This window comes from Mesorhizobium sp. ISC15 (assembly GCF_037162615.1).
In the GTDB taxonomy this organism is placed as follows: Bacteria; Pseudomonadota; Alphaproteobacteria; order Rhizobiales; family Rhizobiaceae; genus Mesorhizobium; species Mesorhizobium mediterraneum.
Genome location: NZ_JAVSPX010000001.1, coordinates 6,562,772 through 6,589,380, shown reverse-complemented (window position 1 = coordinate 6,589,380; position 26,609 = coordinate 6,562,772). Strand labels below are relative to the sequence as shown.

Here is a 26,609-nt window from a genome sequence, read left to right as displayed (position 1 = left end):
CGATTGCGTCTCTATGACCGTTGCGCCATACCTTCCGTTCGACCTTCCTACACGCTCGACGACCTCAGGCCGGGTAACTATGCCGATCATGGCCGGAGCCATGTAGATTTCGCTTCTCGCCATGAGTGCCCAGACGATGCGGGCCATCTTGTTGGCAAGAGCAACGACCGCAAGCATCGCGGTTTGCGGGCCCGAGCCACGATCCTTCCGGCACGCCACGCCGAGCGGGATGACGAACCACGGCGCTCGCTCCGATAAGCAAGCGCCGCAGGGCTCACAGTGGCTGTTCAGCGGATTGGCCGAAGCAGGCTTGCCCGTAGTCTGCATCGAGACCCGCCACACGAAGGCGTTCCTCAAGGCGCAGGTGAACAAGACCGACCGCAACGATGCGCGCGGCATCGCCCAGATGATGCGGGTCAACCTGTTCCGGCCAGTGCACGTCAAGACAGTAACGAGCCAGCAGCGCCGAGCCCTGCTCACCGCTCGAAAGCTGCTGCAGAAGAAGGCCATCGCGATCGAGAACGACATCCGCGGCTTGCTGCGTAACTTCGGCCTCAAGGTGGGCATCACCGGTAAGGTGGGGTTTGAGGTCCGGGTACGGGAACTTGCTGACGGTATGCCAGAGCTGGCGGACATCACCGCATCCCTGCTCGCCGCCAGGCAGAAAATGCGCGATGTACTGCTGCCTGCGGTCGTCGGCAAGAATTTTGCCAATCCGCAGGAAATCGAGCTATTGTTCCGGCCGTGGCGCGATCACCAGATGGCGAAGGCCGCGGTCGAGATGGCCTTCTGGGATCTCTGGGCCAAGATGGAGGGTCCGCCGCTCTGGCTGGTGCTGGGCCGCACTCGCTCCCACATCGAGGTTGGTGTTTCGCTGGGGATCAAGGAGATCCCGCGGACCCTGCAGGAAGTGGCCCACCATGTTCAGCAAGGCTATCGCCGGATCAAGCTGAAGGTGAAGGCTGGCCATGACCTGAAGCTTCTCGATGCCGTGCGCGCCGAGTTCCCCGACATCCATCTGACCGTGGATGCAAACTGCTGCTACACGCTGGCCGATCTGCCCGTGCTGCGAAACATGGACGATTATGGGCTGGACTATATAGAACAGCCGCTGGCCTGGAACGACTTACATGACCATGTGCGACTGCAATACGTACTGCGCACGCCGATTTGTCTAGATGAAAGTATCCGCACGTTGCCGATTGCCGCAAGGCGCTGCAGTCCGATGCCGGGCGGCTGATCAACATCAAGGTCGGCCGTCTGGGCGGCCATACGGTGGCTAAGCAGGTGCATGACCTCTGCCTCGCCTATGACGTGCCCGTCTGGTGCGGCGGCATGAAGGAAGCCGGGATCGGCCGTGCCCACAACATCCATCTCTGCACGCTGGAACAGTTCTCGCGTCCGGGAGACACCTCGTCATCATCTCGCTATTTTGAACGCGACATCGTCGTCGAGCGCCTGGAAACGTCCAATGGCCTGATGCCCATCCCGGCGAACGGCGCAGGGATCGGCGTGACGATGGACTGGGATTTTCTGGACACCATTTCCTCTTCAGTCGAGACGATCAAGACATGAGTTTCACCCATGACGCGCGAGGGAACAAGCCTCCTTATGAAACTGCGCCGCGTCCGCGTAGGCTGAGCGGCAGTCCATCGGCATAGCCTACATCGAGGTGAGGAAAGCCCTATACGGACCCGAACTACGACAAGATCTTTCGCAGTTGGCTGATCACACACATTGCAGACCTGAATCCGATCCCCCGGCGTCGGCTGCCGAACACAGTCGAGTAACACCAGCCGGGCGCAACGAGTAGCAGCGGGGCATGCAGGCCTGCGATCCGCCTGATAACATTTAGTCCTGCAGTACATAACTTTTTATCCAGTTGTTTTGTCGCTCCCGCGTCGCTAGCGTTCCTGAGCCAATAGGGGGCGACAGTCTCTCAAGCTGTGCTGAAGGTCCCAATCAGGGAGTCTCGCCGATAAACGTTGAGGCGCCGACGAAAAAGCCACTGGCAGTGGACATCATTTCAACTGTCAGAGCGGGAGGAGCGCTTTTTACAGTCGATGAACACAAAAGCAACCGGTGTGAGCGGGAAATTGCTTAACATAAACGGGAGGAATGAACTATGAAGGATATCATAGGAAATGTGAGCCGCCGGGCCTTTCTCAAAACCGGCGCGACGCTCGGCGGGGGTATCGTTGCCGCCGGCATGCCACTCTCGCAAGCCATCTGGGCAGCCGAGGGCAAGGTGCTGAGGGCGCGTTGGTCTATTAATCCTACGACATTTGACCCTGGATTCTACGTTCAAAACAGTGAAGCAGAATTGATGAGCTGCGTGTATTCGAAGCTCACGCGCTACAAGCCGGGTTCCCAATGGGTGTGGGAGCTGGAGGCGGCAGAAAAAATCGAAAAGGTCGATCCGACCCATATCCGCTTCCGTCTTAAGAAGGGCATCAAGTTCACCGACGACCATGGCGAGCTAACTGCAAGGGACGTCAAGTTCTCGTTCGAGCGCGTCATCAAGCACAATTCTCCAGTGAAGCCCGATTGGGGTACGCTCGATCACGTCGATATCGAAGATGACTATACAGGCGTGATCGTGCTGAAGACGCCGTTTGTGCCGCTCTGGATGAATACGCTACCCTCTGCTATTGGGCATATCGTTTCCGAAGATGCGGTGATGAAGGCAACCGAGGACGGCGGCACCTTTGGCACGAAACCCCCTGCTTTCTCCGGCCCGTATGTGCTCGCAGACTGGCAGCCGAACCAGTATGCGGTCTTGACACGCAATCCCGACTGGTCCGGCCCGAAGCCGGGCTTTGACGAAATCCGCCTCGTGTCAATCGTTGACGACAAGGCGGCGGAACGAGCTTATCAGGCGGGCGATGTCGATTTTTCTGAAGTCAGTCTGGATTCCCCGTTCAAGAACAATCCCTCCGCCGACACGAAGTTCGAGGAATACCAATCGCTTAGTTTCAACTGGATCGGCATGAACATAGAACACCCGAAGCTGAAGGACATCAATGTCCGGAAGGCGATCCAATGGGCGATCAATGTGCCGCAGATCCTCGATGCTGCTTATTCGGGTCAAGCAGCGCCGGCAACAGGAATCCTTGCTCCCGGTGTTGTAGGGCACCGCGACAAGGGCAATGTGCCGCCGGAAGGCGACGTTGAGAAGGCCAAGCAGTTTCTGGAGAAAGCCGGTGTAGCCGATCTGGCCCTTACTATTGACTGCTTAAACGATAGTACGTATTCGACTATAGCTCAGACAATTCAGGCGCAATTATCGCAAATCGGCATTTCGCTTGAGCTAAAATTTCATGATGCCGGATCATTCTGGACGCTCGGTGTGGAATCGGAAGGCGAGCGCTGGAAAGATCTGCAGCTTATGTTAACCAACTACGCGTCGTTGCCAGATCCGTATTATGCGACATCCTGGTTCGTACAAACTCAAATCGGCGGGTCTTCGAATTGGGAACGCTTCCGCAGTGAACGCTATGATCAGCTGGCTGCGGAGGCGGTCACGATCGACGAACCGGAAGCGCGGGGGAAGCTGTACCAGGAGATGCAGGATCTAATGGAGGATTCCGGCGGCTTTCGCTTCCTGACCCATGGCGGAATGCAGATCGTGTATCGCACCGCTACAACGGAGGCCGCCACCCGCCCGGATGGACAGCCGCTATATATTGCGTTCAAGCCAGTTTAGGTTCGGGTAATACATGTGGTTTTACCTTCTGAAAAGGCTCGTCCTCGCGATCGCAATTATTACGATCGCGGTGACGCTTCTGTTCCTGATGATCAGAGCAGTGCCCGGCGATCCCGCGGCGGTCCTGCTCGGCCCGCGGGCGACGCCCGAAATGAAGGCGCAACTCTACGAGCAAATGGGGCTGGACAGGCCGTTTATCGTGCAGATTGCTACCTTCTTCGGCGGGCTGTTCCACGGCGATCTCGGCTTCGACGTATTCGGCCAAAGACCTGTCGCCGACATTGTCTTCGAGCAATTGCCTTATACTATTGAACTGATTTTGGTCTCGATCTTATGGGCGGTCGTGGTAGCCGTGCCGCTCGGATGCTACTCGGCGATGCGACGCAACTCCTTGATCGACCATGTGGCCGGCATCGTGACAGTCGCCGCGATCGCAATTCCTTCCTTCGTCGTGGCGATCTACGCCCTGATGATTTTTGCGGTGACCCTGCGCTGGTTGCCAGCGATCGGAGCCGGCAATGGCTTTTGGGATGGAGTTATCCACCTCATCCTCCCAGGCTTCGCCACAGGGATTGGCTGGGTGGGCTACATTTCCCGGCTGGTACGCGCATCCATGCTTGAGGTCCTGGGAGAAAACCACATGCGGATGGCCCGCTCTTTCGGAATCTCGGAATGGCGCATCGTTACGCGCTACGCGCTGCCGCTCGCGATTTTGCCGACCGTGACCATACTCGGCGTAGGCATGGCTTGGCTGCTTTCGTCCGCCGTCTTTATCGAGGTGGTCTTTGCGAGGCCTGGCATCGGCGCATTGATCGTGAATGCGGTTGTTGCGCGCAACTATCCAATAGTAATGGGGACCGTGCTCGTCACCACGTTCCTTATCGTTGCTGCCACGACCCTTTCGGATCTCGTCAATGCATTCCTCGATCCGCGAACCCGGGAAAAGCTCTGACATGGCGAAGGTTGAAGCCATCCGTCCGGAAGCCATCGATTCCAAGGATAACGGCGCCTTTCGCACCTTTTTGCGGCAATTTCGTAAAAACCGCCTGGGCATGCTCGGAGCAGTGCTTGCCATACTCATAGCAGCAGTTGCGATCTTCGCTCCACTGATCATCACGCACGATCCGATCGGGATCATGGTCGGGCCGCGTTTTGCCGCTCCTTCACAGGAATTTCTGCTGGGCACAGACCAACTGGGCCGCGACACGTTTTCTCGCGTAGTTATGGGCGGCCGCATTCCTCTCCTCGTTGCTTTTGCCTCCCTCGGCAGTTCGCTGGCAGTCGGACTTGTACTTGGTTTGATCGCGGGCTTCGGTCCTCGCTGGCTCGACAATGCTCTCCTGCTTTTCTTCGATACGATACGCTCGTTTCCGAGCATCATTTTCGCGCTGGCCATGATCGCGCTTCTGGGACCGAGCTTGGCGAGTGTCATTCTCGTCATCGCAATAACGTCCATGCCTATTTACGCTCGTGTCGTGCGCACCCAGACAGAAGCGCTGCGCAGCAGTGAATACATCGCCGCAGAGTGTAGCATGGGGGCCGGCACAACGCGCATCCTGGCCGTGCACGTACTGCCCAACGTCCTCGGCCCGCTTCTCATTCTCGTGAGCATGGACGTTCCGGCCGTCATCGCCATGTCGGCTGGCCTCAGCTTTCTCGGCATGGGCGTTCGCCCTCCGACGCCCGATTGGGGAGCGATCCTGAACGATGGCTACAACCACATAAATCAGTCGCCGTGGCTTGTCATCGCCGGCGGCATTCCCATCGTTCTCGCAACACTCGGCTTCACATTTTTGGGTGAGGCGTTGCGCGACATATTCGATCCCAAGTTGCGGAAAGACCTATGATACGCGACGATCCGCAACCGCCTCCCTCGTCCGGTCGCCCGCTTCTTGAAATCCGTGATCTAAATCTCGATTTCGGCACACCGCGTGGGCGCGTCCATGCCCTGCGTAATGTATCGCTGGATGTGCCAGCCGGGCAGGTGGTTGGCATCGTCGGGGAAAGCGGATCCGGAAAATCGACGCTCGCATATACAGTGATGGGCCTGCTTCCAGAAAATGCAGATGTGACGTCCGGCAGCGTCCTGTTCGAAGGTAAAGACCTGCTCAAAATGTCCTCTCATACGCGACGGGCCCTGCTCGGCGATCGTCTTTCGATGATCTTGCAGGACCCGATGACTGCACTCAATCCGGTGCGGACCATCGAGACCCAGATGATCGATATCCAGCACCACGATCAAGGAAGCCGGAGTGAAAAGCGCGCTCGTGCCCTCGACATGCTTCACCGAGTCGGAATTCCCGACCCCGAAAGCCGTATCGGCGCCTATCCGCATCACTTCTCTGGCGGCATGCGTCAGCGTGTCTGCATTGCCATGGCGCTTCTTGTGAAACCGGCGCTGCTCGTCGCCGACGAGCCAACCACTGCGCTTGATGCGACGCTGGAAGTGCAGATCATCCATCTTCTCAAAGAACTGCAAAAGGAGATCGGCTGCTCGGTCTTGTTCGTTTCCCATCATCTCGGCGCGGTGGCTGAGTTTTGCGACAGGGTCGCCGTCATGTATGCGGGCGAAGTGGTGGAGGAGGGCGCCGTTCGGGACATCTTCCACAATCCCGGTCACCCTTACACGCGCGCGCTGCTTGAGTGCGATCCCGGGCGTATCAAAAAAAGCACGCGCACTTTGCCGACCATACCGGGCGAGGTGCCCAGTCTCCTCGGCAGCAAGAAAGCATGCATCTTTTACACCCGGTGTCCCCAGGCATTCAATCGCTGTGTGCAAGAGAACCCGGTCGAGTACCGCATCGGCCTGGACCAAGTCGTCCGATGCCATCTTCTCGACAAAGAGCGGTTGGTGTCGGCATGACCGCGCTGCTTCGGGTTGAGGACCTGCGGGTCCGCTTCCGCACCATGGGTCCGCTGAACGCGCTCGCAACCGGGACGAAAGCCCCTTTCATCGACGCGATATGCGGTGTCTCCTTTGAAATCCGCAAGGGCGAGACACTCGCCCTTGTCGGTGAAAGCGGCTCAGGAAAATCCACCATCGCGCGCACGATAATCGGCTTGCAGCGGGCTATGAGCGGCAGCATCAGCTTCGACGGACGGGAAATTGAGGATCTCACCGGGGCTGAACGCAAGCCCTACTTACGGCGCATGGCGATGATGTTCCAGGATCCCGTCGGATCACTCTCGCCGAGGCTGACCGTTCGATCACTGTTGACGGAGCCTTTCCGCATCCATGGGCTGAAGGAGCGCGATGCCGGAGCGGAGGCGGCACGCCTGCTTCGAATGGTCGGCTTGCCGGCGGATTTTGCTCGCCGCTATCCCCATGAGCTTTCCGGAGGTCAGGCCAGGCGCGTTGGTATCGCGCGTGCTCTTGTCCTGAATCCGGATTTGATTATTGCCGATGAGCCGACGGCAGGCCTCGACGTCTCAGTGCAGGGCGAGGTGCTCAATCTCCTCGCGCGGCTTCAAGACGAACTCGGCATGGCGATCCTCATCATCACGCACAATCTTAACGTTGTGCGCCACATGAGCGATCGCATGGCGATCATGTATCTCGGCCGCGTTATTGAGGTCGGCTCGACCGAGCGTATCTTCGATCAACCGCGCCATCCCTACACGGAAGCGCTGCTTGCAGCCAATCCGGAGCCCGACCCGGATGCGGTGCTGAACCGGATAGAGCTCAAGGGTGAGGTGCCGAGCTTGATGAGGCGGCCATCCGGTTGCGAGTTCCACACCCGCTGTCGTTACGCGCAGGACATCTGTAGCAGCGTCTTCCCCGAACCTACAGCAAGCCGGGACGACGTGCATCACAGCTTCAAATGCCATTTCCCGCTGGATCGCGAAACCGCGATCCCGTCGGAGCAGAGATGGCTGTCTGAAGCTGGGCCAACGCTGAAATGACTAGTCATCCATCGCTCCTCCCAGACGATGCGAAGAAGACAGAAGGAACAAAGGTCGCTGAAGTGAGATTGAGTGAATGCATAGAGTACGATTCCATCGGTTTGGCCGCGCTCGTGCGCGCGGGCAATGCGACATCCGCGAATTCGATGCGCCTGGCCCGCACGGCGCACGACCAATCAATCCGCGCATCAACGTCGCTATCGAGCTCCACGAAGATGCTACGTTCGTCGCCCCCGCCCACAGGGGCCTTTTTGGCATGCCATTCCTTCGCGAGTTTCTCGGAGCTACCGAAGCCGGTCGCTTTCAAGAGAAAGGAAGCCGGCAATTCAAAGGCTACCGCTTCAGCACCGACAGCTTCTTTTTTCGTCGCCCGGAGCTGGAGGGCTAAGGACCTCGGCAGGACAACATCGGAATTGGAACAGGATCGAGTAGAACGGTTCTCCATGGGATCACCCGCAATCCATGGGATCTGGGCTGCTCTAAAGGCGGCTCCTCTGTGGGAGCCGCAGCGGGGCTTGCCGCCAGCATCGTTCCGATTGCACATGCCAGCGACCGTAGCGACTCAATTCGCTTTTCGACATCGTGGTGCGGTCTCGTCGGGCTGCTCCCGTCCCGGGGACGCATTTCCGGTCGCCCGGACCGTCCGGATCAATCGTTTGGTCTCATTCCAGGCTTTGTCCTTTGCCGAACTGTGCGCGATAGGGCCGCCGCACTTGACATTTTTCCCGGCCGCTACCCCGGCGACCCATTCGTCATCGCCCAGCGGAATTGTCCCTATGTGGAGGAACTACCACGGCCCACTGACACTCTGCGGGTCAGTGGCCGATGTGTTTGCCGACCCGCGCGGCTCCTACACGCGGGCTTTCCTCGACGCTGTTCCGATGATCAATCCCGGCCGGCGGAGCCAGCCGCCGCCGCTCGACGGCGAGGCTCGGATGGCGGGGGTTCTATTCGCAACAACGCAGCATACTGCGGCCTGTCTGCTTGAACCTCTCACCCGACCGCATCTTCGGCGGCCCGAAGCCAGCAAGATTCCGGCGTTAGCGCCTGGATCGGCTATGAGGGCGCTGCAAGACACTCACGCGCACTCTTCATGAGTCCCATGAACATCCCTACTTCGAAAGGCCCGCCGCATGATGATCCCCTCGATCGCCAATACCGACCTCGTCACACTGTTCGATAACAAGCCGCGCTGGAACCTGCCCGACTACCGCCGCAGTGGCTTCCACAACCTTCACACCACGATGCGCTACGCCATGTCGCTGCGCGCCCCCGCCGTCCTGCCGCTCAGGAAGGAGGTCGACTGGACCATCGGCGAGCGGCCCGAGGTCGCACGCTATCTCGCCATGCCACATTTCTCGGCCTTCGTGGTGGTGCGCGACGATCGCATACTCTACGAGGCCTATGCCCCAGACTTCGGGCCCGATAGGCCACATACCATAATGTCTATCACTAAGACGACACTGAACCTAATGCTCGGTCGCGCAGTGGCTGACGGCCTCGTCAACCTCGACGCGCAGGTAAGCACCTATCTGCCGGAGATCGGAACGGGCTACGCCGAGGCGACCGTCAAGGCGGTCGCCGACATGAACGTCGCCAACGACTTCAGCGAGGACTACAGCGACCCCTGCGCGGCGATCTACGAGGGGGAGCCCGCCTGGGGCTATCGCCTGCCGCGGGATGGTCAGAAGGAAGGGACGACCCGCTCCTTCATCTGCGGCATCACCGGCGGTGACCTAGCGAATCGCACCGGAGAGGCGCTGTATAAGTCGACCAACAGCGATGTGCTCGGCTGGATCGTCGAGCGCGTCAGCGGCCGGCCGCTACGCGACTGGCTGATCGAGATTGTCGAGGCGGCAGGCATCGAAGGATGCTTTCATATTACATGTGACCGCGAGGGTGTGCCGCTGGTCTGCGGCGGCGCCTGCCTCACCGCCCGCGATCTCGCGCGATATGGGCTGCTATTTGCGCGCAAGGGCGAGGGTGTTGATGGCCGTCGCGTGGGCGATGCCGCCTTCATCGAAGAGACGCGCCGTAATCTCGGCCCTCCCCTACAGAAGCCGCGCGACTGGATGCGCTATAGCCACCACACGAATACCGACGGGACGTTCCTCGGCCACGGCGGCGTCGGCGGTCAGTACATGCTCGCAAACCCCGACACCGGCACTGTAGTAGTCTACTTCAGCGTGCTAGAGAACAGCAGTGCTATGGACAGTAATTTCTCCGGCCCTCTAGTTAAGATGATGGCCGAGCTAGCTGCCCAATAAGAGCTGGTCGTGGACCCGCTTCGACCAAGAGGCGTCGAGGAACTCTTCGGGCCGCTTGGTTTATCGATAGCACTTGCCGGAACCGGCTGGCCCCCCGGCTGGGATTTGATCATTGGCACAGCGTCGAGCAGTGCCCGCGTGTAGGAGTGACGCGGGTCGGCGAACCCGGAGGCTGATCCATCCCGTTCTTAATCGCATTGAGCTCAAGAGTGAGGTCCCGAGCCTATTGCGGCGGCTATCCGGCTGGGAGTTCCACACGCGCTGCCGCTATGCGCAGGAAATGTGTAGCCGCGTTCCCCGCACGGTCCGAGGGCCACCGAGGATCGTCGGAATATAGCTTCGCATGCCACTTTCCACTGGGCGAGAAGCCGCGCCGTTGTGCCGTTGAAACAGAGGCTTAGGATCACCGGCTTGGTCGTCCTTCTGCGTACGATCGCGCTCTGTTCCAAACGCCAGATGACGCAGGAGAGGATAGCTTCAAACGGCCGCGCGGGCTTGAAATCGACCACCCCCTTAAAGCTCCGCGTAATAACTCTACTAAGTTTGAGCAGGAGTTCTTCAGAGGTATCCAGAACAAAATAAGGATTATGGTCTATCTCGTCCGTTCTCGTCAGCCTGCGTTGGTGCGTGGAGAGGCACAGATTTGTTCATGTTCGCCGCGTGCCGGGATTGATGTGATTGACCAACTGATTAGGTTGACGGCACGCTGCAGTATCGTTTCGGTCAGAGCACGGTTGGCTGAAACGGCGATGATATATCCAATCCAGTCCCGATAATCGCCTTTTCTAATGATGGGTGTTTTTGGTTCGACATTCAATTTGACTTCGACGACACCTGGTATCGCAGCTGCCCGACTAACGCCATCGATCCAATCGAGGATGCCATCGCGATCCGCAACGAGGAATCGCGCGGCCCCAGTCTGCGGATGGCTCCTGCACAAATTCAATTCGTCGCCGATGACAAGCTTGATGTGCTCTGTGAAGAGATCGACACCGCAAGCCGCCTGCACAATTTCAGGTCCGGGCGCACCGCCAAGACGCGGATTGACTTCAATGACGACTGGGCCGCGGTTCGTCCATCTAAATTCAATGTTCGTCGGCCCCCAACCAAGGCCGAGAGCCCGCAAACAACTCAGCGAAACATCAGAGATACGCTGATGCTCAGCATCAGACAGTGGGGCCGGAAAGCTCCATTGATGATAGACGAAATATGGCGGGGGGCCGAAGTCCGAGGTGCCAATTAAAAGGATCTCATCTCCCATTATCTCGGCCCAATAATGTGGGCCTTGTGCGAATTCTTCGACCAGTATTCTCGGCGAAGACCGCCATATGTGCTCCCCCCCCAACAGATAGTTCGTATGTTCGGCCAACTCCCCGGCGTTTCGGCACAATCGGACACCGATGCTGCCTATGCCTACGGCTGGCTTAAGAACCACCGGCAGGCCGATCTCAGCAGCACACCTTTCTACCTCCGTCGCGTCAGAAGCCAAGCGATATGCAGGTATCGGAATGCCGGCCTCCGCGAGAAGCTGACGTTGAACGAATTTATCGCAGCATCGTTCAATCGACGTAGGGTTCGGCCCTGGGAGATCGAAATGCCGGCAGAGCTTGCCAACTGTCGCATAGGTCAGCTCCGTGGCGGAAGTGATGCCAGCAATATCATAGGCCGCACTCAGCCGGGAACATTCGTGGATCAGCGCATCGAGACTGTTTGTATCAACACGAATTGCCTCATTGTTTTCCGTCGGAAGATATTCGTACCGGATTGGATCAGCCGCCAGGGTGATTGGATGAAGGCCAAGATGCCGGGCCGCTTGGACGTACCGCAGCATATTACTTCCACCTTCAACCATGATAAGCGCTCTTCTCGCCATTCGCTATCAACTCCGTGCTTGTTGTGTGCGGCAGTCTGAGCGTAAATCGAAATCAGCTTTTTTAGCCGTGCCTGACCCCAGACTTTGTTTGAACATAGCACTGCCGGCGCCTCGCATCCGCAAAGATTCCGTAAAGATATTTGGAGGTTTTGTTGCAAAGGCTAAGCATGCTAGGCGGATCGGCGAACTTTGAGGTCAAGCAGCGCGATGCGGCCCTGCTTGCCGCTGCTGTGCTCGGTCTCGAGACGATTGACGAGATCGCTGACGTTATAGAGGCGGCCACGCGAGCCGTTGCGGATCAGGGCGCGGGCGATGGCCAGATGTGATTTTCCGGTTCCGGTGCACGGCATTGCGCTGGTCGGCGACCAGGTGCCGGTGGCGAGATCGCGGATCAACGCCTCGTTGACCGGCGTGCCGTCGAAGTCGAACTCCTCGATCTCCTTTGCGAGCGGCAGCCTGGCGATCGTCATCTGGTATTTGATGGAACGCGCCTGCTTCTCGGCGATCTCGGCCGTCAGCAGATCACCGACGATCCTGGGCGGCTCGTGCTGGCGCTTGATGCCGGTGGCCATGACATGTCATAAGCGCCGCGCATTCCGTAGAGTTTCAAGGTGCCCATCAGTTCCAGAACCTGTGTGCGTTCCATCAGTGCGGCGCGGCAATCAAAGTGAGAGCGCGTATTGCCTCACGTAACGATGTTCCTCGAGATTCGAGCGTTGCCTCATCCATTTTGCTCCCGGCTTGGGCTAAGGAGGCCGGGCGCGGAGATGGCCGGGGTTTCGCAGCGCCCGGCCTCCTTAGCGAGCGCCACGGCGCCTCAGTGTGGCCCTGCGATCTCCAGGATCGGCGGCTCCTTGTTCAAGGGGCCAAACAGCAACGCGTCCGCCTGTTCGCTGCGCCAGACCTTTAGCCGGCGCTGAAGCGTTCGAAGCAGTTTGTCCGGGTAATCGCCGGGATACTCGGCCTGCAGTCGTGACAGAAGTTCGCTGCCGGTTCGCCATGGTTCGGCTTCGAACCAATTTCGTAAGTCCGCAGTCGCCTTGACGAGAGGGTCAGGACGCCGCCGCCCCCTTTTGGCTTTCACAATCGGGCGATCCGTCGGCCGGATAGCTCCGTCCTTCCAAGCAGTCCGCAAACTCGCCAGGAAAAGGTCGATTGGCTGAGCTGTTCCGTCAGGGCGCATGGCCGGCGGAGTATCGGCAACCGCAGCGAGTCGCTCCTGCACGGCACGGATATCGCGCAATAGCAGGACAGGATCGAGCCCGGCGTAGATTTCCTGCAGACGGGAGCGGACTGCATCTGAGGTGCGAGGGTCGGCAACCAGACGCTGATGCGGCGTAGCTGGCGGACTATACGTCTTGCGCACACGCGCGCCGTCGCGCTGCTTCGCGATCAACTTGAACGATGGCTGAAAGAAGTTCACGAACAGCCGCGCTGACCGGTAGAGCTTCGCTAGCAGCGTGGCGGCCTCCAGCCCCTCGAACCGACGATATCCGACCATCCTACGCACCACGGCGCCATTCTTCTGCTCGACAAAGGCCTGGTCATTCTTGCGGTAGGGGCGGCAGCGCGTGAAGACGATGTTGGCGGCGGCGCAATAGGCCTTCAATGTCTCGTTCATGAAAACGGTGTCGTTGTCCGTATCCAGGCCGAGAAGCGCGAAGGGCAGTTGCTTGCGCAATTCTGTGAGCACCGTGCTCAACAGCGTCTGTTCGCGAACCAGCAGCGGCGCACATTCCGTCCAGCCGGTCGCGATGTCGGTGAGCACGAGGGTTTGGATGAAGCTGCCGCGAGCCGAAGGGCCGCTATGGGCCACGAGGTCCGCCTCAACGAAGCCTGGCGCTGGATCGTCCCAATCCGCCGACGTTCTAATGGGAATGCTCCGTCGCAGGGCCTGCGCTGCAGGCCGTCGTCGGGGACGTCCCAAGCCTTCTCGGATCGGTCCCAGCGTCCTGTCGATCGTGGCCGCGCTCATCGCCAGCAATTTGCCCCGGATTTCGGGCGCTAGGTCAAAATGACCGTGCCGTTCCATCGCCTCGAGAAGGATGGGCAGCAACGCTTTCAGCCGCTTGCCGCAGACGCGGTCGGACGCCTCCCAGAGCAATATGAGCGCATTGCGTTCCGCTTCATCATAAATCCGCGGCCGCGCTCGCCGGCCTGCAAACGGCCCCTCACGGCGTCGTAGCAGCCGCATCGCGTGCTTGCGGTGAAAGCCCGTGACGACGACGAACTCATCCAAAATTCTCGCCTTCTCCGCTCGCGTCGAAGCACGATAGCGCTCTGAAACCGCCGTCGTCAGTTCTTTCCTTGTCGCCATGCTCAGCCGTCCCATAGTCGCCCCTGCTCTTACCCCTCGGTAGGGAGCAACTTATGTGAGGCAACGGTTGAACATTCAGGAACATTTTCGACGAGGCAATGCGACCTCTCTCCCAGATTGTCGCGCTATACATCAGCTTGCCCTCCTGAGGCGTCGTAGCGGGCGCAGTCGGCCTGTGGCCCATGCTGCAGGCGAAGCGCGTCGGGTGAGGATGGTGACGGCCGGCGCCGAATCGCGCCGGCGGGCCAGGATGTTGAGGATGATCGCGGATGAGCAGACGTTCTGGTTGAGCGCCTCCTGGCATGCCGCCTCGACCGCATCGAGCCCGTCGCTGAGAACGGCCGTCAGGATCTGGCGGCCTCCGTCATGTGCGGTCTTGAGTTTGCGCGCCCACCCGCTCCGTGGCCGAGGGAAGAACCAGCCTTGGAACGGCGCGCCATTGCGAAATGCGCCAGGCTTGCGGGCGAGCACCGCAACGTAATGCCAGGGATCATAGATGGTCTCGCCGCGCTCGAAGGAAGGACTGGCCTTGAGTCGCATGGGGCTGCTCCAGGAGGAGTATTGGTCATTGAGGCCCGGCAAAAAAGTTGAGCGAGCTGAGAGTCCTCACCAACCCAGCCGCTGACGCAGCACTCATCCGGGCGCCAATCTTAGACAAGCCCAAGTAGCTGGCGTGGCTCTTGCCGACAGCGGCGCCTTCCTTGCGACTGGTGCGATGCTCAAAAAAGCAAAATTTCGAAGAATGAAGATTAATTGTTGTACAAAGTTTACAATCGTAAAACCTTGTTAATAGTAATTAGCGTAATCGTAGCAAATATCGTCTTCTGACAATAGACATCCAGTTATATTCTCTATAGATATCGATGAGCTTAACTCGAGTTGGCGACTAATCTAATCGCGGATCGTCGCTGGTTTATTTTGCAGAGAATCTAAATGCAGGGCGTGATCTTAAATGAAGAATTCCTCGCTGATCCGGTCGTACCGATCAATTCGAGAGCCGGACATATGTTTCTGCGAGATGACGCCCAGCTGAGCCACCGGTTCGACGTCTGCAGAAAGCGGACGTGCACTGCCTAAACGATGGAAATTACCTCGCGGGGTGCTGCGTCCGCCATTGGATATTCCAAGTCTCATGATTCGATTGTGAAACTCTCAGTCAGAATTAACGCCCAAATATAGACGGTTATCTCAAGCGGAATCTAAGTGGAGCATTGTAGAAATGGAACAAGTTGTTGGTGAAGCCAAAGCATTGCTGAGCGTCGTAAAGAGTACACTTGAGCCCTCGTATCGGATAATTTGCTTCCCACATGGGGGCGGTAGCGTCCACTCGTTCCGCACTTGGTCTGATTATCTCCCCGAAGACGTTGAGCTCATTTGCCTAGATCTTCCAGGGCGTGGCAAACGGTCAGCGGAGGCCGCCATCCGCAGCATGGACGTATTAGTACCCATGGTCATTGAGGCGCTCGGCCAGTACGGCGACCGGCCTTTTGTTTTTTTCGGTCATAGCGTAGGTGCCCTCGTAGCCTACGAGATTGCCCGCTCCCTGGAGAAGGCCGGCCGGCCATCCCCTTTCCATCTTGTCGTGTCTGCTCACAAGTCGGCGGATGTGCCGGCGGATGAGCCGCCAATGTATATATATGCGGATGACAAGTTAACCGATGTGGTCCGGAGCCTTGGCTTGGTTCCCATGGAGGCGCTGGCGAATGAGGAACTCCTGCACAACTTCATCTTGCCGCCCATGCGGGCCGACTTCGAACTTGCGGAGACCTACGACCGGAACTTACCAACGCCTCTCGGTGCGGCAATTACCGCGATGGGGGGAGTTCAGGACGAAACGATCAATGCCAATGACCTGGACGAATGGCGTCGGCTTACGACGTCGCGCTTTGCCCGGATTATGTTCGATAGCGATCACTTTTACACCCATTCCTTGACGGAGGAAGTGGTGTCTACCCTCCTGCGTGAAGTTGGGGAAGCAAAGGCACAACTCCCAGCCTCCATTCGAATTGGCGAGACCCTCCCTTATCCCGAACTACCACTGCATGACCAATTCCGTAAGCAAGCGGCCCTCAATCCGGACGCCCCTGCCGTCGTCTCAGAGATTGGGATCTTGACGTACCGTCGGCTCGACGACCTGAGCGAGATTCTATCTACACACCTCCTCGGACATGGTCAGGGCCGAGGTTCGCGTGTCGGGATCTTAATGGATACTTCACCTGAATACGCCGTCGCGCTGTTCGGGATTCTTAAGACAGGGGCGGCCTATGTCGTTCTTGACAAGGCTCAGCCCGTTGCGGCGATAAAGCGGATGCTTGAGAAGGCCTCTGTGGAAATCGTTCTCACCAACAACCGTTTCGTAGCTAGCCTTCCGCCTAACTGGTCGGGTCTTGCGCTGTCGCTCGATGAGGGTTGGGAAGCGAAACTTGGCAAGGCCAGTCCGGCCAATCCGCAAGCGGTAGATCTCGATGCGCCGGCCCAGATTGTATTTTCGTCTGGAACGACTGGTGAACCGAAGGGGATCGTCTGCCCCCACCGAACCAATGTATGCACTTACCAGTGGTATTATCACGCGCTGCCATACGGGCCTGATGAGCGCGAGGCGGTTAATATCTTCTTGGTATGGGAGATAATGCGGCCGATCCTCGCCGGGATCCCAGCCTATCTGATCCCGGACGACGTTATCTACGATCCTCACCAGCTGGTCGACTACCTCGAACGAAATCGAATCTCCAGAATACTATTAACCCCTTCCCTGCTCGATGTGCTTCTCAGCAGCGGCTTCCTCGACGTCCCCCCGCGCCTTCCGGATCTCCGCTTGGTCTACCTGTCAGGCGAGGTGGTAACAGCGGCGTTGCTTGGGCGTGTGAAGGATGCGTTGCCGCATGTCAAAATTATCAATCACTACGGCATAGCGGAGACACATGAGGTCGCGCACATTGATTTGAGCGAGATCGATCCTGCGACAACACAAAAGGTGGTACCGGTCGGTCCACCTCAGTACAATGTCAGTGTCTATGTCCTCGGGGAGCAGCGCCATCCCGTACCACTGGGCTTCCTGGGCGAAATCTTCGTCGGTGGCGATGGAGTGGGGCATGGATATCTCAACAGCCCGGAGATGACACGGGAAAGGTTCCTTCCCGACCCGTTCCGAGCTGGTGGCACGATGTTCCGCACCGGCGATCTTGGCCGCATGCTGCCCGGTGGCCAATTAGAGATTATCGGGCGCTGCGCTTTCATGGTGAAAATCCGAGGTTTTAGCGTCGTGCCCGGGTCTGTTGAAGCTGCTTTGCTTCGGTACTCCGGGGTCTGCTCCGCCGCCGTATTGCCGGAGCTCGACCCGACCACCGGCCAGCCTGATCGACTAATCGCATATGTAGTCTTGCGGAACGGGTGCAAGGGCTGGCAGGCTGCTTTGCGGGCGCATTTGAAGTCTGAGCTGCCGCACTACGCGATTCCGTCAGACTTCATCGCTGTGAGGGAATTGCCCATTGCAGCCAACGGGAAACTTGATCGGTCGCGGCTCCGCGACCTCGCGAAAGAGATGTGCACTCCAGTGACAGGTGCCGACGAGGTCGAATCGGCAGTTCGCGCAGCTTGGCGCGACCTTCTCCAGGCTGAAGGTGCTGAGCCGGGCGACAACTTTTTCGACTGCGGCGGACACTCCCTTCTGGCCGCCCGTCTCTGCGCGCAGCTTCGTCAAAGTCTGAAGGTGGATCTCCGCGTAGTGGAGGTCTTCCTCAATCCGACTTTCAAAGAACTCGCGGCTCTTCTCCAAAAGCGCCGCAGCGAGCAGGAACATCCCCAAATCCGGAAGCTTCCTAAAACACCGCCAGTCTCAGCGGGCAGGGCGCATATTAAGGCGTTCGACGGGCGACGCAGCCCCGGGATGGACATTGCGGTGATTGGTATGGCCGCGCGTTTCCCCGGCGCGGAGACCGTCGATGCGCTCTGGGAAAACCTCTGCCAAGGGGTGTGCTCGATCGCCCCGCTCTCCGCGCAGGAGCTCAAGGCCCGGGGGATTCCGGACGTTGTTCTGAAGCGCTCTGATTATGTGCGCGTGGGTGCCCATCTCAATGATGTGGACCTTTTCGACCCGGATTTCTGGAAACTCTCGAGGCGTGAGGCAACGCTGATGGACCCGCAGCATCGCCTGTTTCTCGAATGCTGCTGGAAGGCACTTGAGTCGGCCGGGTACGCGCCGACCCAGCATGAGGGGCGGACGGGGGTGTTCGCAGGTTCGTCCTTCCCCCTCTATCTACTACACCATTTGAAGGGTGGGGGCCTCATCGATCCCACTAACGCTCCGCTCGCCTTCCTGACGGATCTCGGCAACGACAAGGACTATCTTGCCTCGCGCGTGTCCTACATGCTGGACCTCAACGGCCCAAGCATGGCGGTGCAAACCTCGTGCTCAACTGGGCTAGTGACGATTGCGGTCGCCGCTCAGTCGCTTGCGGCCGGCTATTGCGACATGGCGCTGGCAGGCGCAGCGAGCATCACCTTTCCTCAAGCGGGGTATCAGTATGTCAAGGACTTTATCAATTCTTCGGACGGTGTGTGCCGAGCCTTTGATGCCGACGCCAATGGCACGGTGCTTGGAGATGGGGTAGGGGTCGTCGTTCTCAAGCGGCTCGAAGATGCGCTTGCGGCGAACGACCCGATCCACGCGGTGGTAAAGGGATGTGCCATTAACAATGATGGCCGCGCCAAATCGTCGTTCTCGGCGCCCGGCGCGCGAGGCCAGGCCGATGTTGTGCGCCAAGCACTTGCCACCGCGGCACTCGGCGCTGAAGACGTGGAGTATATCGAAACTCATGGCACTGGCACCAAGGTCGGCGATCCGATCGAGGTCCGCGCTCTGGCAGAGGCTTTCGCAGGGCAAGACAAAACCGGCAACGCGTGTGCGCTCGGGTCGATTAAAGCGAACATCGGCCATGCCAACTTCGCCGCGGGAGTCGCTAGCTTTATCAAGACAGTTCTCACCCTTCAGCACGGGGTAATCCCCCCGACCATCAACATCAACCGACTGAACGAAGATCTGGGGCTGGAAGACACGCACTTCTTCGTCAACGAGCAGCTGAGACCTTGGCCGCGTCCGCAGGGGCGCGTTCGAACCGCCGGAGTCACTGGCCTTGGTATCGGTGGAACCAACTGCCATGTCGTGCTACAGGAATGGAACAGCGACAACGTAAGAGCTTGGCCCGGATCAGTCGCGCGGGGATCTCACGCCCTTTGCCTTTCTGCAAAGAGCCCCTCGGCGCTACGCCGGGCCTGCCGGAATCTAGCCGAGTTCCTGCGGCGCAAGCGCGAGATCGATCTCGGTGACGTCGCCCACACGCTACGCGTGGCGAGATGTCAATTCGATTATCGAACAGTCGTTGTGGCGCGCAACTTGGACATGGCCATCGCGAAGTTAGACGAACAGGCCAACCGTGCGGCTGATCAGACCCTTTCTTCACCTTCCACTGCGTTCATGGTGCCGGGCTGCGGAGTGCAGCACACGCGAATGTTCAAGGACCTGTTCGATCACGTGCCGGACTTCCGCAACGCTTTCCTGACTTGTGCGGCCGCTAGTCGCCCGGTTCTGAATCGTGACCTAGAGACGGTCATGTTTGGAGAAGACGACGGATACGCGACCGCTTCCTTCGAAGAAATCAGTGTCATGATTTTCTCAGTGCAATACGCCATGGCGCGTTTGCTGGCACTGTGTGGAGTGCGTCCCGATTATCTGGTCGGACACAGCATGAGCGAATACGTCGTGGCCACCATAGCGGGCATACTGAAACTTGAAGATGCTATTCGGCTGACGGTTGTTCGTAGCCGCGCGATGGTGAATCTTGGTATCGACGGTGCTATGCTTGTGGCCAGATGCGGCCCGGACGAGGCTGAGCGTATCCTTATGGAGGACGCTTGGCGTGATGGAGCTGAAGCTGACGAGATCAGCGTTGGTGTCGTGAACTCAAATACCGGTGTCGTGTTCACCGGCAAGCGAGAATTTATCCAAAGGCTTCAGGCGAGGCTCGAACAAGTACAGATTCCCAACCACGTCATTAATACAGCTGGCGTCCCCAGTCATTCTCCGTTGATGAAACCAGCGGCTGAGATCATCGATACGCAGGCCCGAATGGTTGAAAAGCGGTTGCCGGATGTGGCCATTGCTCTGAATTCAGGATCCCTGCATGGGGTGAAAGTGCCCTTACCAGAGAGCCACTGGAGTGGGCAAGCAATTGGGACTATCCGATTCGATCGTTCTATCCAGACCATGGTCGCGGCTGGTGTGACTGCACTCATTGACCTTGGCCCTTCGCTTAATCTGGCGCGTTTCGCACATGGAGCGATCAACCCAGAAAATCGCAAGACCAGAATCCCATCGATTGTCCCAGCCGCGCGCGACGAGAACGATGAAGAGTCCACTGACCGCCATGTCCTTCTGGAATGCCTCGGGGCACTCTGGGCCGCGGGTGTTGCGGTGGATTGGAAGCGGGCCAGTGATCAATTGGAACCGTTCGGTACTCGCCGGCGCCTTCCCCTTCCGACGTACTCGTTTGACGGTCACCGTTGCTGGCCGGACGATCAGTCTGCGGGCCCGAGGCGTCCGCGGCAGCCCGACGAGCGAGAACGGCATAGGGGGGAAGTGTTCACTTATGCGCAAACGTGGACAGAGAAAATGCTCCCCCGCACGGCTCCCGGTGGCGGAAGTGCAAAGGCGCTACGTTGGCTGGTGCTCGCCGATCGGCCGTTTGGTGAGGCGGGGCGCGCTGAAGACATGCTTGCAAACAGCATCACGCGGCAGTTGGAGGATGCGGGTCATGAAGTTGCCCGTGTTTGCCGACGAGCCAAACCCTCAAACTCGTCCGTAAAAATCAAGGGGTCTACAATCTTCATTGATCCCACCCGAGAAGGCCTAAAGGCGTTCTTCGACGCCGAGATTGCTTCGGAGCGCCCCGCTGACCGCATTCTCTGCCTCTGGCACCTGAGCGGCACAGTGGAGGCGTGCGAGGATCCGGGCACGGTGCAGACTCATCTTTTGCGGAGCTACGACGCCATACTCGATTTGGCGCGAGTTCTTTCCACACTGGCGCTCCAGGCTCCGGTCGACCTTTGGATCGTTGGTGACCAAAGCGTTCAGGTCGATGAGGAACCTGTAGATCCCGAAAAAGCGTGCGTCTTCGGTCCCGCAATCGTACTACCGCAGGAGAACCCAATGGTCGATTGCCGGGTTGTTGATCTGAATATCGACGACCCGAATATAGGCTATCAGCTAGGGGATGAAATCGGGCGTGACGTGCCTGGTCCCGATGCGATCGTCGCGCTCCGCGGAAACCGACGATGGGTACCGCATTTTTCCGAGGTGGCCCTCGCTACACAGGTTTCCGGTCGGGAGATCCCACGACCAGAAGGCGTCTATCTCATCACAGGAGCTCTCGGGCGGATCGGCTTGCCCTTGACGGAACATCTTGTAAGCCTTGGGGCGACGGTCGTCGCGATAAGCCCCCTTGCCGTACCCGACTATTCGAGTTCAGGGCGCGTGGATATCGATGAGGATGGCTGGACACGCCGACTGGCCGCGCTTGACGACGCAAAAGGTCAGGTGATTCTTCGTCAGGCCGACGTATCCGATTTCGACAGCCTGTCCGGCGCGCTCGACACAACGGTTCGGGAATTCGGGCGGATTGACGGGATCTTTCACGCCGCGGGGCTGGCCGATGTGAAGTTCCTTTCAGAGATGAAGGACACGACCTCTGCCAGTGAGTTCGCCTCCAAACTCGCGGGGACACGCAACCTTTACGGTGCGATCCAGCGGATACAGTCCACTCACGCGCAATCACCGGAGTTCGTGTTCCTTTTCTCGTCCCTTGCGTCCATCCTCGGCGGACCCGCGATGGCCGCCCACGCGGCGGCCAACAGGTTCATGGACGCCTTTGCGCGCCAGGTGCAGGGCCAACTTGGTGTCCGATGGATCAATTCCATCTGGGATGACTGGGATTGCTCCTACGATGAGCAGGTGACTGCCGCGTACCGGACACGTCACGCGAAGGATTTGGCGCTCAGTTCCGACGAGGGGATCGACGTCATCAAGCGCATATTGGCAACCGTTGACAACGGCCAGGTTATTGTAGCGACGCGACTCTTTCCTCCACGCGTGAGGCAATGGGTCGACCAGGTCCGGACAATCACGCTCGATGAGCAGCCAGACGAAGAGAAAAGATCTCCGCCCGAAGAAGTCGAAACGAGCAAGGACAACATGTTGGGGCACGGCGATCCGAGGAGCCTGTTTCTTGATGAAGTCAAGACTCTTCTCGGTGACAAGGAGATAAGTTTGGACGACAACTTCTTCGATGTTGGGGGAGACAGCCTTCTCGCCGCAGAACTTCAAGCTCACTTGAAGAAAATCGACAGCTGGAGGTCGCCGCAATTGGGTGAGATAATTGAGGCGGCGACGTTCGGCGACCTGTATGAGCGAATATGCAGACGTGACCACCACCCGTCGCAATAACCACAGCGGAAAGAGCGGGAGCATCATACCCTCCGACGCTATCCCTCATATCCGTGCGGGGCTGCAGGTTACGACGAACGAAACCTCAGTCGTGAAGACGTAAGCGCTCAGTCGTGACCTTGGCTGTCTTGGGCCACCGTTTTGGCCGTGGCCTCGATTGGCTTTGTGCTCGCGGATGAAAGCGATCAGGCTGTCGAGGCTGAGGTCTGTGAAGGCCGGGATTTGCTGATCGTCGGGGCCGTAGACCCAGATGTAGCCGTCCACCGGTTCCATTTAGACATAGACTTCCCACAGCAGCTCCGCATCATCGCCAAGCATCTCGGCAGCGAGCGGGAAGGTGTGGACTCAGGTGATCGCAGCCACGGTCAGGCCGTCAGTCTGGCGTGGGATCGGGGACAGGATATGATTGCAGAAGAGTATTGGGCAGGAGTCGGCTGTTTCGGCGCCTGAAGAGGGACACCACGGACATCTCGTCGAGCTCTACGCGGTTAGTGAAGGACGAGCTCGCTCGCCACGGCACGTGGCGATGCCTGAACGTGGTTGGCGATCTCTTGAGTTGGATCGAAAGAGGCCGTTTGAAGCAGACCGATCCTGATGAGTGTATGGTCGACGGTACCTTAAGCACCGAGTGGGGAAGCAATGCATCCAGCGGGGCGACCGGGCGCTGAAGCGGTTGCTGGGCTGCGCGACGCGAGCATGGATGAGGGCCAAGCAGTTGTCAGGCTCAACGATTAATTGCGATAGGAACGCGGGCTGGCGTGAGATTCCCATCCGCAAACCTCAAGGAGGGCCAAATAGATGGACATTATAAGGTTTGATCAATCGAACATCCTCGTCGGCATTCGTCCAATAGAACGCGTGGACGAAGCCGCCTTGTTCGCTTCCGAAGTTGCTGCGCTGGGGCGCGCTCTCGCCAAAGTCCGTCGCCAAAGCGGTGCGGCAAGAATTATCGCTCGAACACTCCTAGGTAAACTAGGATTTCCACCGATTCCTATCTTAAAGACGCAATCTGGTGTTCCGACCTGGCCAGACGGAATTGTTGGCTCTTTGGCCCATCACGATACAGTAGCAGCCGCCGCTATTGCAGAGAAGAAAGCCATCGGGGCGCTGGGTATCGACATTGAACCTAATGAACCTCTTCCGGACGGTTTGATTGACTTGATTGCAACTTCCAGAGAGCAAGGCATGTACGACTCACGTCTGCTCCAGCGGCGAGACCTTTTCGTTCTTAAGGAGGCCGTTTATAAGGCCTGTTTCCCACTATGCAACGAAATCCTTGAATTTCAGGACGTCGAGATTGACATTAAATCCAACACGGGATACGTGAAAAAAAACAATTGTACTTTTTCCATTGAGCTCAACAATTCTAAAAACGTTATCGGCTTGGCTTATCAAAAAGAATCCTGATCAAAGATAAGTTGAAGATTTTTATTAAAACCTGACGCTTGTGCAAGATTATAAGTCTTGCATTTCTATAGCGGCCGCGCATTACCACTTTTGAGGCGCTAGCGCCTGATCGCCGCATCTAAAAGAACTGGAAAAATTGGTTCCAGCTTCTCGTTTCGACACCGACAATGACAGCGGGACGGCGCCCGCGTGCGCAAGCGTTATCACCCGGCGGCAACACCGTGCCAGCGACTGCTGGCAGATCCACGCACGCCTGAACCGGTTCGGCCCAGGCTTGCGCAAACGCAGGCGCGGCTGGACCCGGTAAAGCTGCTGCGGGAGATGCGATCGGCGCAGCGGCGCCTCGTCGACACTGCCGATGGATCCTGTACGCCGGCGCTGGATCCGCTGGTGAAGGTCACGGGCCAGCTGCGTGCTTGGTTCGTCGAAGAGCCCTGGCGGACGAGCCGCGAATTACTGGTGCGCCTGCAGGCGGAGCAGCCGGGGCAATATCCCGATCAACTTCTGCGTACGCTGCAGCGCCGTTTGAAGATCTGGCGGAAGGAAAAGGCACACGCGATGGTATTTGGCCCAATGCGCGTCGAGCCGGCAATCGAGCCGATGACGCATTGATCCCAACCCGGCCCTGAGGAACATTATGGTGAGGCAACGGAAAATCGTTCGGAACATTCCAGGGTGAGGCAATACGCTATCAGCGACGCATTGACGACAATTGTTCGATTATCCCGGCGACAGCAACCGGGCACGGCGACGGTAGCTCTCGGCATTGAACTCAAGGATAATGGCGCGATGGACGCGGCGGTCGATGGCCGCGACCGTGATTGCGGCATCGGGAAGATCCGGCTCCATTCGGAGAGGTTGGTTTTAGGTGATGATGAGCGAGCGGCGTTCGTAGCGTTCGGCGATGAGTTCGAACAGAACGCCCGTCTCGGCTTGATCCTTGCTGGCATAACCAAGATCATCAAGGATGAGGCAGTCGAACCGATCCAGCCGGTTGAGCATTGGGCTGCTTGCAACTTCATGACCCCTGGGCGGGAACGGGCGCTTTTTGGCCCTGTCGACGACCGCACTGTTGGCATTATTGACGACGGATCAGATTGACATGATTGGCGAGAGCGCGCGGCTGCTGCCGCTGGCAATTCCTACGGTCGAGCGGGCCGGCGGTTCCGTGCGTGCACGATCGCTGGCGTACACCTCACGCCCCGGGATTAGAAGCGGTCCTTGCGCTATGAACATCACCGTTACGAACCTGGAACACGTTGCGAGGTTGATCGACCTCTGCCTGTACCATCAGATCAGTGGCGGCACCTCGGCACGTTCCAGCGACAGCAGTATCGCGCGCCGGAATCGTGCTCGAGGCCCGGTCCGAGATCGAGGTGCTGCGGCACGCTGCCTGGCTGCCCGACGGTATCGTTGTGTCGATCGCCTCGGTTAACGGAAGCAGGCACCAGTTCGTCGACCGGTTGACGGCACAGTTTGCTAAGCAGCGTGTCGGCTGTCTGGAAGGGGAGGCTCTTGACCGGCTGGTAGCTACGGCGCAGTGTCGCTTTGAGGATCAGGTGCTGGCGGCTGTCGATGCAGCACTGTCGCCTGAAAGGGCCGGCTGGATTCGTCGCTGGCCGCCGCGGATCCTGTGTCCGGCTTCAGCAGCCTGAAGGCCGATCCCGGCCAGCCAAACGTTGGGCGCGAGTATGAAGCAGCGGATCTCGCCGTAGAAAACAAGGTGCCGAGGCATCGACGGCGGCCAAGTGGACACCCCGGAGAATGCAATCTTGCTTCGGCACGGACATGTGGTCGGGTGCTGATGTGTGTCCGGCCTCGCGTCGGCTTTCCCGAGACATCAAGGTCCGGGGGTCGGCTAATCCTTTTGACCCTGCGTGAACCACTTGCTTCGCCCGCCGTCGAATTGCGAAACGTTCCGTCAACTTGTTCGCTGGAGAATGGCTTGAGCCGGATGCGGGGTGACCCGCACGTCCGGTTCTTAGGGGACCGCGGCGCAGCAATGCGCGTTGCTAGCCCGACCAGATCCACGGCATTAGCGACGATGGAACCGTCGCGTTCGTGAAGAGACTGCGCAGGAAGCAACCGATTCCTTTTTCTCGAAGCTTCCGAGCTGCTTGATTGCCAAGGACCTGCGCCACGGCGTATAATTGGGCACGCGCTATGGCCGCGCTCGCCCGTCGAAACGCCGCAGGTAAAAAACGGGGAGCAGCGCGTCCGGACTTCGCGTCCGACGCGCCCATTTCGGCAGAATCGACAAGGAAAAATGGATGCACTCTGCTTCACCGTTCGCGCCGCGGTCCCGGACCTCCCCCTGGGCTGACGGGCACCGCCCCGATTCCCGTCTGGATGATCCGCTCCGGGCCGCGACCGTGCCGGACCAGCCGGTCACGTCCGTCCGCGCTTCAGATCCCGCATCTCAGCAAGAATGGCTTCGGCTCCATCTCGATCGCCTGCGCAAGCAATTTGCGCGCGCGGGTGCGAAGCACATCCGTCAGGCGATCGAGTCCGTCGGCTGACGAAGGCGAACAATGTTGATACTCTCATCCATGGCGTATTGCTCTCCTTGAGAGATTCTGTCAGGCTTCAACCACCCGCCTCGATGCGCCGCCCTTCTCAAACCATCATCATCCATTTTC

The 26,609-nt window shown here is 58.7% G+C and carries 14 protein-coding genes and 9 pseudogenes; 15 read left to right on the top strand and 8 right to left on the bottom strand.

The window, feature by feature from the left end:
- Positions 1–90: 90 nt before the first annotated feature.
- Positions 91–274 (bottom strand): annotated as a pseudogene (locus tag RPG13_RS31620) (IS110 family transposase); the annotation flags it as partial.
- Between RPG13_RS31620 and RPG13_RS31615 the strand changes: the two are divergent.
- From RPG13_RS31615 to RPG13_RS31580, 7 genes and pseudogenes are all read left to right on the top strand, one after another.
- Positions 245–829 (top strand): annotated as a pseudogene (locus RPG13_RS31615) (IS110 family transposase); the annotation flags it as partial. The pseudogenes RPG13_RS31620 and RPG13_RS31615 sit on opposite strands and share 30 nt — an antisense overlap.
- A pseudogene (gene menC / locus RPG13_RS35040) lies at positions 809–1,575 on the top strand (o-succinylbenzoate synthase). The pseudogenes RPG13_RS31615 and menC, both read left to right, overlap by 21 nt.
- A gap of 550 nt (positions 1,576–2,125) precedes the next feature.
- Positions 2,126–3,706: an ABC transporter substrate-binding protein gene (locus tag RPG13_RS31600; protein WP_337126838.1), complete on the top strand. Its 1,581-nt coding sequence runs from the start codon at positions 2,126–2,128 to the stop codon at positions 3,704–3,706.
- Positions 3,707–3,719: 13 nt separating this feature from the next.
- The gene (locus tag RPG13_RS31595; protein WP_337126837.1) at positions 3,720–4,658 is read left to right on the top strand and encodes an ABC transporter permease; all 939 of its coding nucleotides are present in this window, start codon (positions 3,720–3,722) and stop codon (positions 4,656–4,658) included.
- Between the two features lies 1 nt (position 4,659).
- Positions 4,660–5,553: an ABC transporter permease gene (locus tag RPG13_RS31590; RefSeq protein ID WP_337126836.1), complete on the top strand. Its 894-nt coding sequence runs from the start codon at positions 4,660–4,662 to the stop codon at positions 5,551–5,553.
- A complete protein-coding gene (locus tag RPG13_RS31585; RefSeq protein ID WP_337126835.1) occupies positions 5,550–6,569 on the top strand; it encodes an ABC transporter ATP-binding protein in 1,020 nt (339 codons plus the stop codon). Before RPG13_RS31590 ends, RPG13_RS31585 begins: the two co-directional genes overlap by 4 nt.
- Complete coding sequence (locus RPG13_RS31580) at positions 6,566–7,609, top strand: ABC transporter ATP-binding protein (RefSeq protein ID WP_337126834.1); 1,044 nt, start codon at positions 6,566–6,568, stop codon at positions 7,607–7,609. Before RPG13_RS31585 ends, RPG13_RS31580 begins: the two co-directional genes overlap by 4 nt.
- Before the next feature lie 4 nt (positions 7,610–7,613).
- Here RPG13_RS31580 and RPG13_RS31575 read toward each other — a convergent pair whose 3' ends face one another.
- A complete protein-coding gene (locus RPG13_RS31575; RefSeq protein WP_337126833.1) occupies positions 7,614–8,054 on the bottom strand; it encodes a hypothetical protein in 441 nt (146 codons plus the stop codon).
- Here RPG13_RS31575 and RPG13_RS31570 point away from each other — a divergent pair.
- On the top strand, positions 8,016–8,597 hold the full coding sequence (locus RPG13_RS31570; protein WP_337127087.1) for an amidase family protein: 582 nt from the start codon (positions 8,016–8,018) through the stop codon (positions 8,595–8,597). The two genes, RPG13_RS31575 and RPG13_RS31570, sit on opposite strands and share 39 nt — an antisense overlap.
- Positions 8,598–8,742: 145 nt before the next feature.
- Complete coding sequence (locus RPG13_RS31565; RefSeq protein WP_337126832.1) at positions 8,743–9,876, top strand: serine hydrolase domain-containing protein; 1,134 nt, start codon at positions 8,743–8,745, stop codon at positions 9,874–9,876.
- Positions 9,877–10,486: 610 nt separating this feature from the next.
- Here the strand turns inward: RPG13_RS31565 and RPG13_RS31560 are convergent.
- From RPG13_RS31560 to RPG13_RS31545, 4 genes and pseudogenes are all read right to left on the bottom strand, one after another.
- Positions 10,487–11,749 carry an ATP-grasp domain-containing protein gene (locus RPG13_RS31560; protein WP_337126831.1) on the bottom strand — a complete coding sequence of 421 codons (1,263 nt, stop codon included), beginning with the start codon at positions 11,747–11,749 and terminating at the stop codon, positions 10,487–10,489.
- Positions 11,750–11,952: 203 nt separating this feature from the next.
- A pseudogene (locus tag RPG13_RS31555) lies at positions 11,953–12,395 on the bottom strand (ATP-binding protein); the annotation flags it as partial.
- Positions 12,396–12,566: 171 nt separating this feature from the next.
- On the bottom strand, positions 12,567–14,081 hold the full coding sequence (locus tag RPG13_RS31550; protein ID WP_337126817.1) for an ISNCY family transposase: 1,515 nt from the start codon (positions 14,079–14,081) through the stop codon (positions 12,567–12,569).
- Positions 14,082–14,191: 110 nt separating this feature from the next.
- Positions 14,192–14,585, bottom strand: a pseudogene (locus RPG13_RS31545) (IS21 family transposase); the annotation flags it as partial.
- A 700-nt stretch (positions 14,586–15,285) separates the two neighbouring features.
- On the opposite strand from RPG13_RS31545, the gene RPG13_RS31540 reads away from it, so the two are divergent.
- The 4 genes and pseudogenes from RPG13_RS31540 to RPG13_RS31525 all read left to right on the top strand — a co-directional run.
- The gene (locus tag RPG13_RS31540) at positions 15,286–22,563 is read left to right on the top strand and encodes an SDR family NAD(P)-dependent oxidoreductase (RefSeq protein WP_337126830.1); all 7,278 of its coding nucleotides are present in this window, start codon (positions 15,286–15,288) and stop codon (positions 22,561–22,563) included.
- Positions 22,564–22,704: 141 nt separating this feature from the next.
- Entirely contained in the window at positions 22,705–23,013 is a 309-nt protein-coding gene (locus RPG13_RS31535; protein ID WP_337126829.1) for a hypothetical protein, read from the top strand.
- Between the two features lie 348 nt (positions 23,014–23,361).
- Complete coding sequence (locus RPG13_RS31530) at positions 23,362–23,970, top strand: 4'-phosphopantetheinyl transferase family protein (RefSeq protein WP_337126828.1); 609 nt, start codon at positions 23,362–23,364, stop codon at positions 23,968–23,970.
- A 174-nt stretch (positions 23,971–24,144) separates the two neighbouring features.
- Positions 24,145–24,582, top strand: a pseudogene (locus tag RPG13_RS31525) (transposase); the annotation flags it as partial.
- A 108-nt stretch (positions 24,583–24,690) separates the two neighbouring features.
- Here the strand turns inward: RPG13_RS31525 and RPG13_RS31520 are convergent.
- Positions 24,691–24,969: pseudogene (locus RPG13_RS31520) on the bottom strand (ATP-binding protein); the annotation flags it as partial.
- 31 nt (positions 24,970–25,000) lie between these two features.
- Here RPG13_RS31520 and RPG13_RS31515 point away from each other — a divergent pair.
- Positions 25,001–25,182 (top strand): annotated as a pseudogene (locus RPG13_RS31515) (arginine deiminase-related protein); the annotation flags it as partial.
- 137 nt (positions 25,183–25,319) lie between these two features.
- Positions 25,320–25,625, top strand: a complete 306-nt coding sequence (locus tag RPG13_RS31510) for a hypothetical protein (protein ID WP_337127106.1) — start codon at positions 25,320–25,322, stop codon at positions 25,623–25,625.
- Positions 25,626–26,158: 533 nt separating this feature from the next.
- Here RPG13_RS31510 and RPG13_RS31505 read toward each other — a convergent pair.
- A pseudogene (locus tag RPG13_RS31505) lies at positions 26,159–26,521 on the bottom strand (IS256 family transposase); the annotation flags it as partial.
- Positions 26,522–26,609 lie beyond the last annotated feature (88 nt).

Coding starts and splice junctions, on each gene's coding strand:
- RPG13_RS31595 (WP_337126837.1), top strand. CDS start 3,720: ATGTGGTTTTACCTTCTGAAAAGGCTCGTCCTCGCGATCGCAATTATT.
- RPG13_RS31590 (WP_337126836.1), top strand. CDS start 4,660: ATGGCGAAGGTTGAAGCCATCCGTCCGGAAGCCATCGATTCCAAGGAT.
- RPG13_RS31585 (WP_337126835.1), top strand. CDS start 5,550: ATGATACGCGACGATCCGCAACCGCCTCCCTCGTCCGGTCGCCCGCTT.
- RPG13_RS31565 (WP_337126832.1), top strand. CDS start 8,743: ATGATGATCCCCTCGATCGCCAATACCGACCTCGTCACACTGTTCGAT.
- RPG13_RS31550 (WP_337126817.1), bottom strand. CDS start 14,081: ATGGGACGGCTGAGCATGGCGACAAGGAAAGAACTGACGACGGCGGTT.
- RPG13_RS31600 (WP_337126838.1), top strand. CDS start 2,126: ATGAAGGATATCATAGGAAATGTGAGCCGCCGGGCCTTTCTCAAAACC.
- RPG13_RS31560 (WP_337126831.1), bottom strand. CDS start 11,749: ATGGCGAGAAGAGCGCTTATCATGGTTGAAGGTGGAAGTAATATGCTG.
- RPG13_RS31575 (WP_337126833.1), bottom strand. CDS start 8,054: ATGGAGAACCGTTCTACTCGATCCTGTTCCAATTCCGATGTTGTCCTG.
- RPG13_RS31530 (WP_337126828.1), top strand. CDS start 23,362: ATGGACATTATAAGGTTTGATCAATCGAACATCCTCGTCGGCATTCGT.
- RPG13_RS31540 (WP_337126830.1), top strand. CDS start 15,286: ATGGAACAAGTTGTTGGTGAAGCCAAAGCATTGCTGAGCGTCGTAAAG.
- RPG13_RS31580 (WP_337126834.1), top strand. CDS start 6,566: ATGACCGCGCTGCTTCGGGTTGAGGACCTGCGGGTCCGCTTCCGCACC.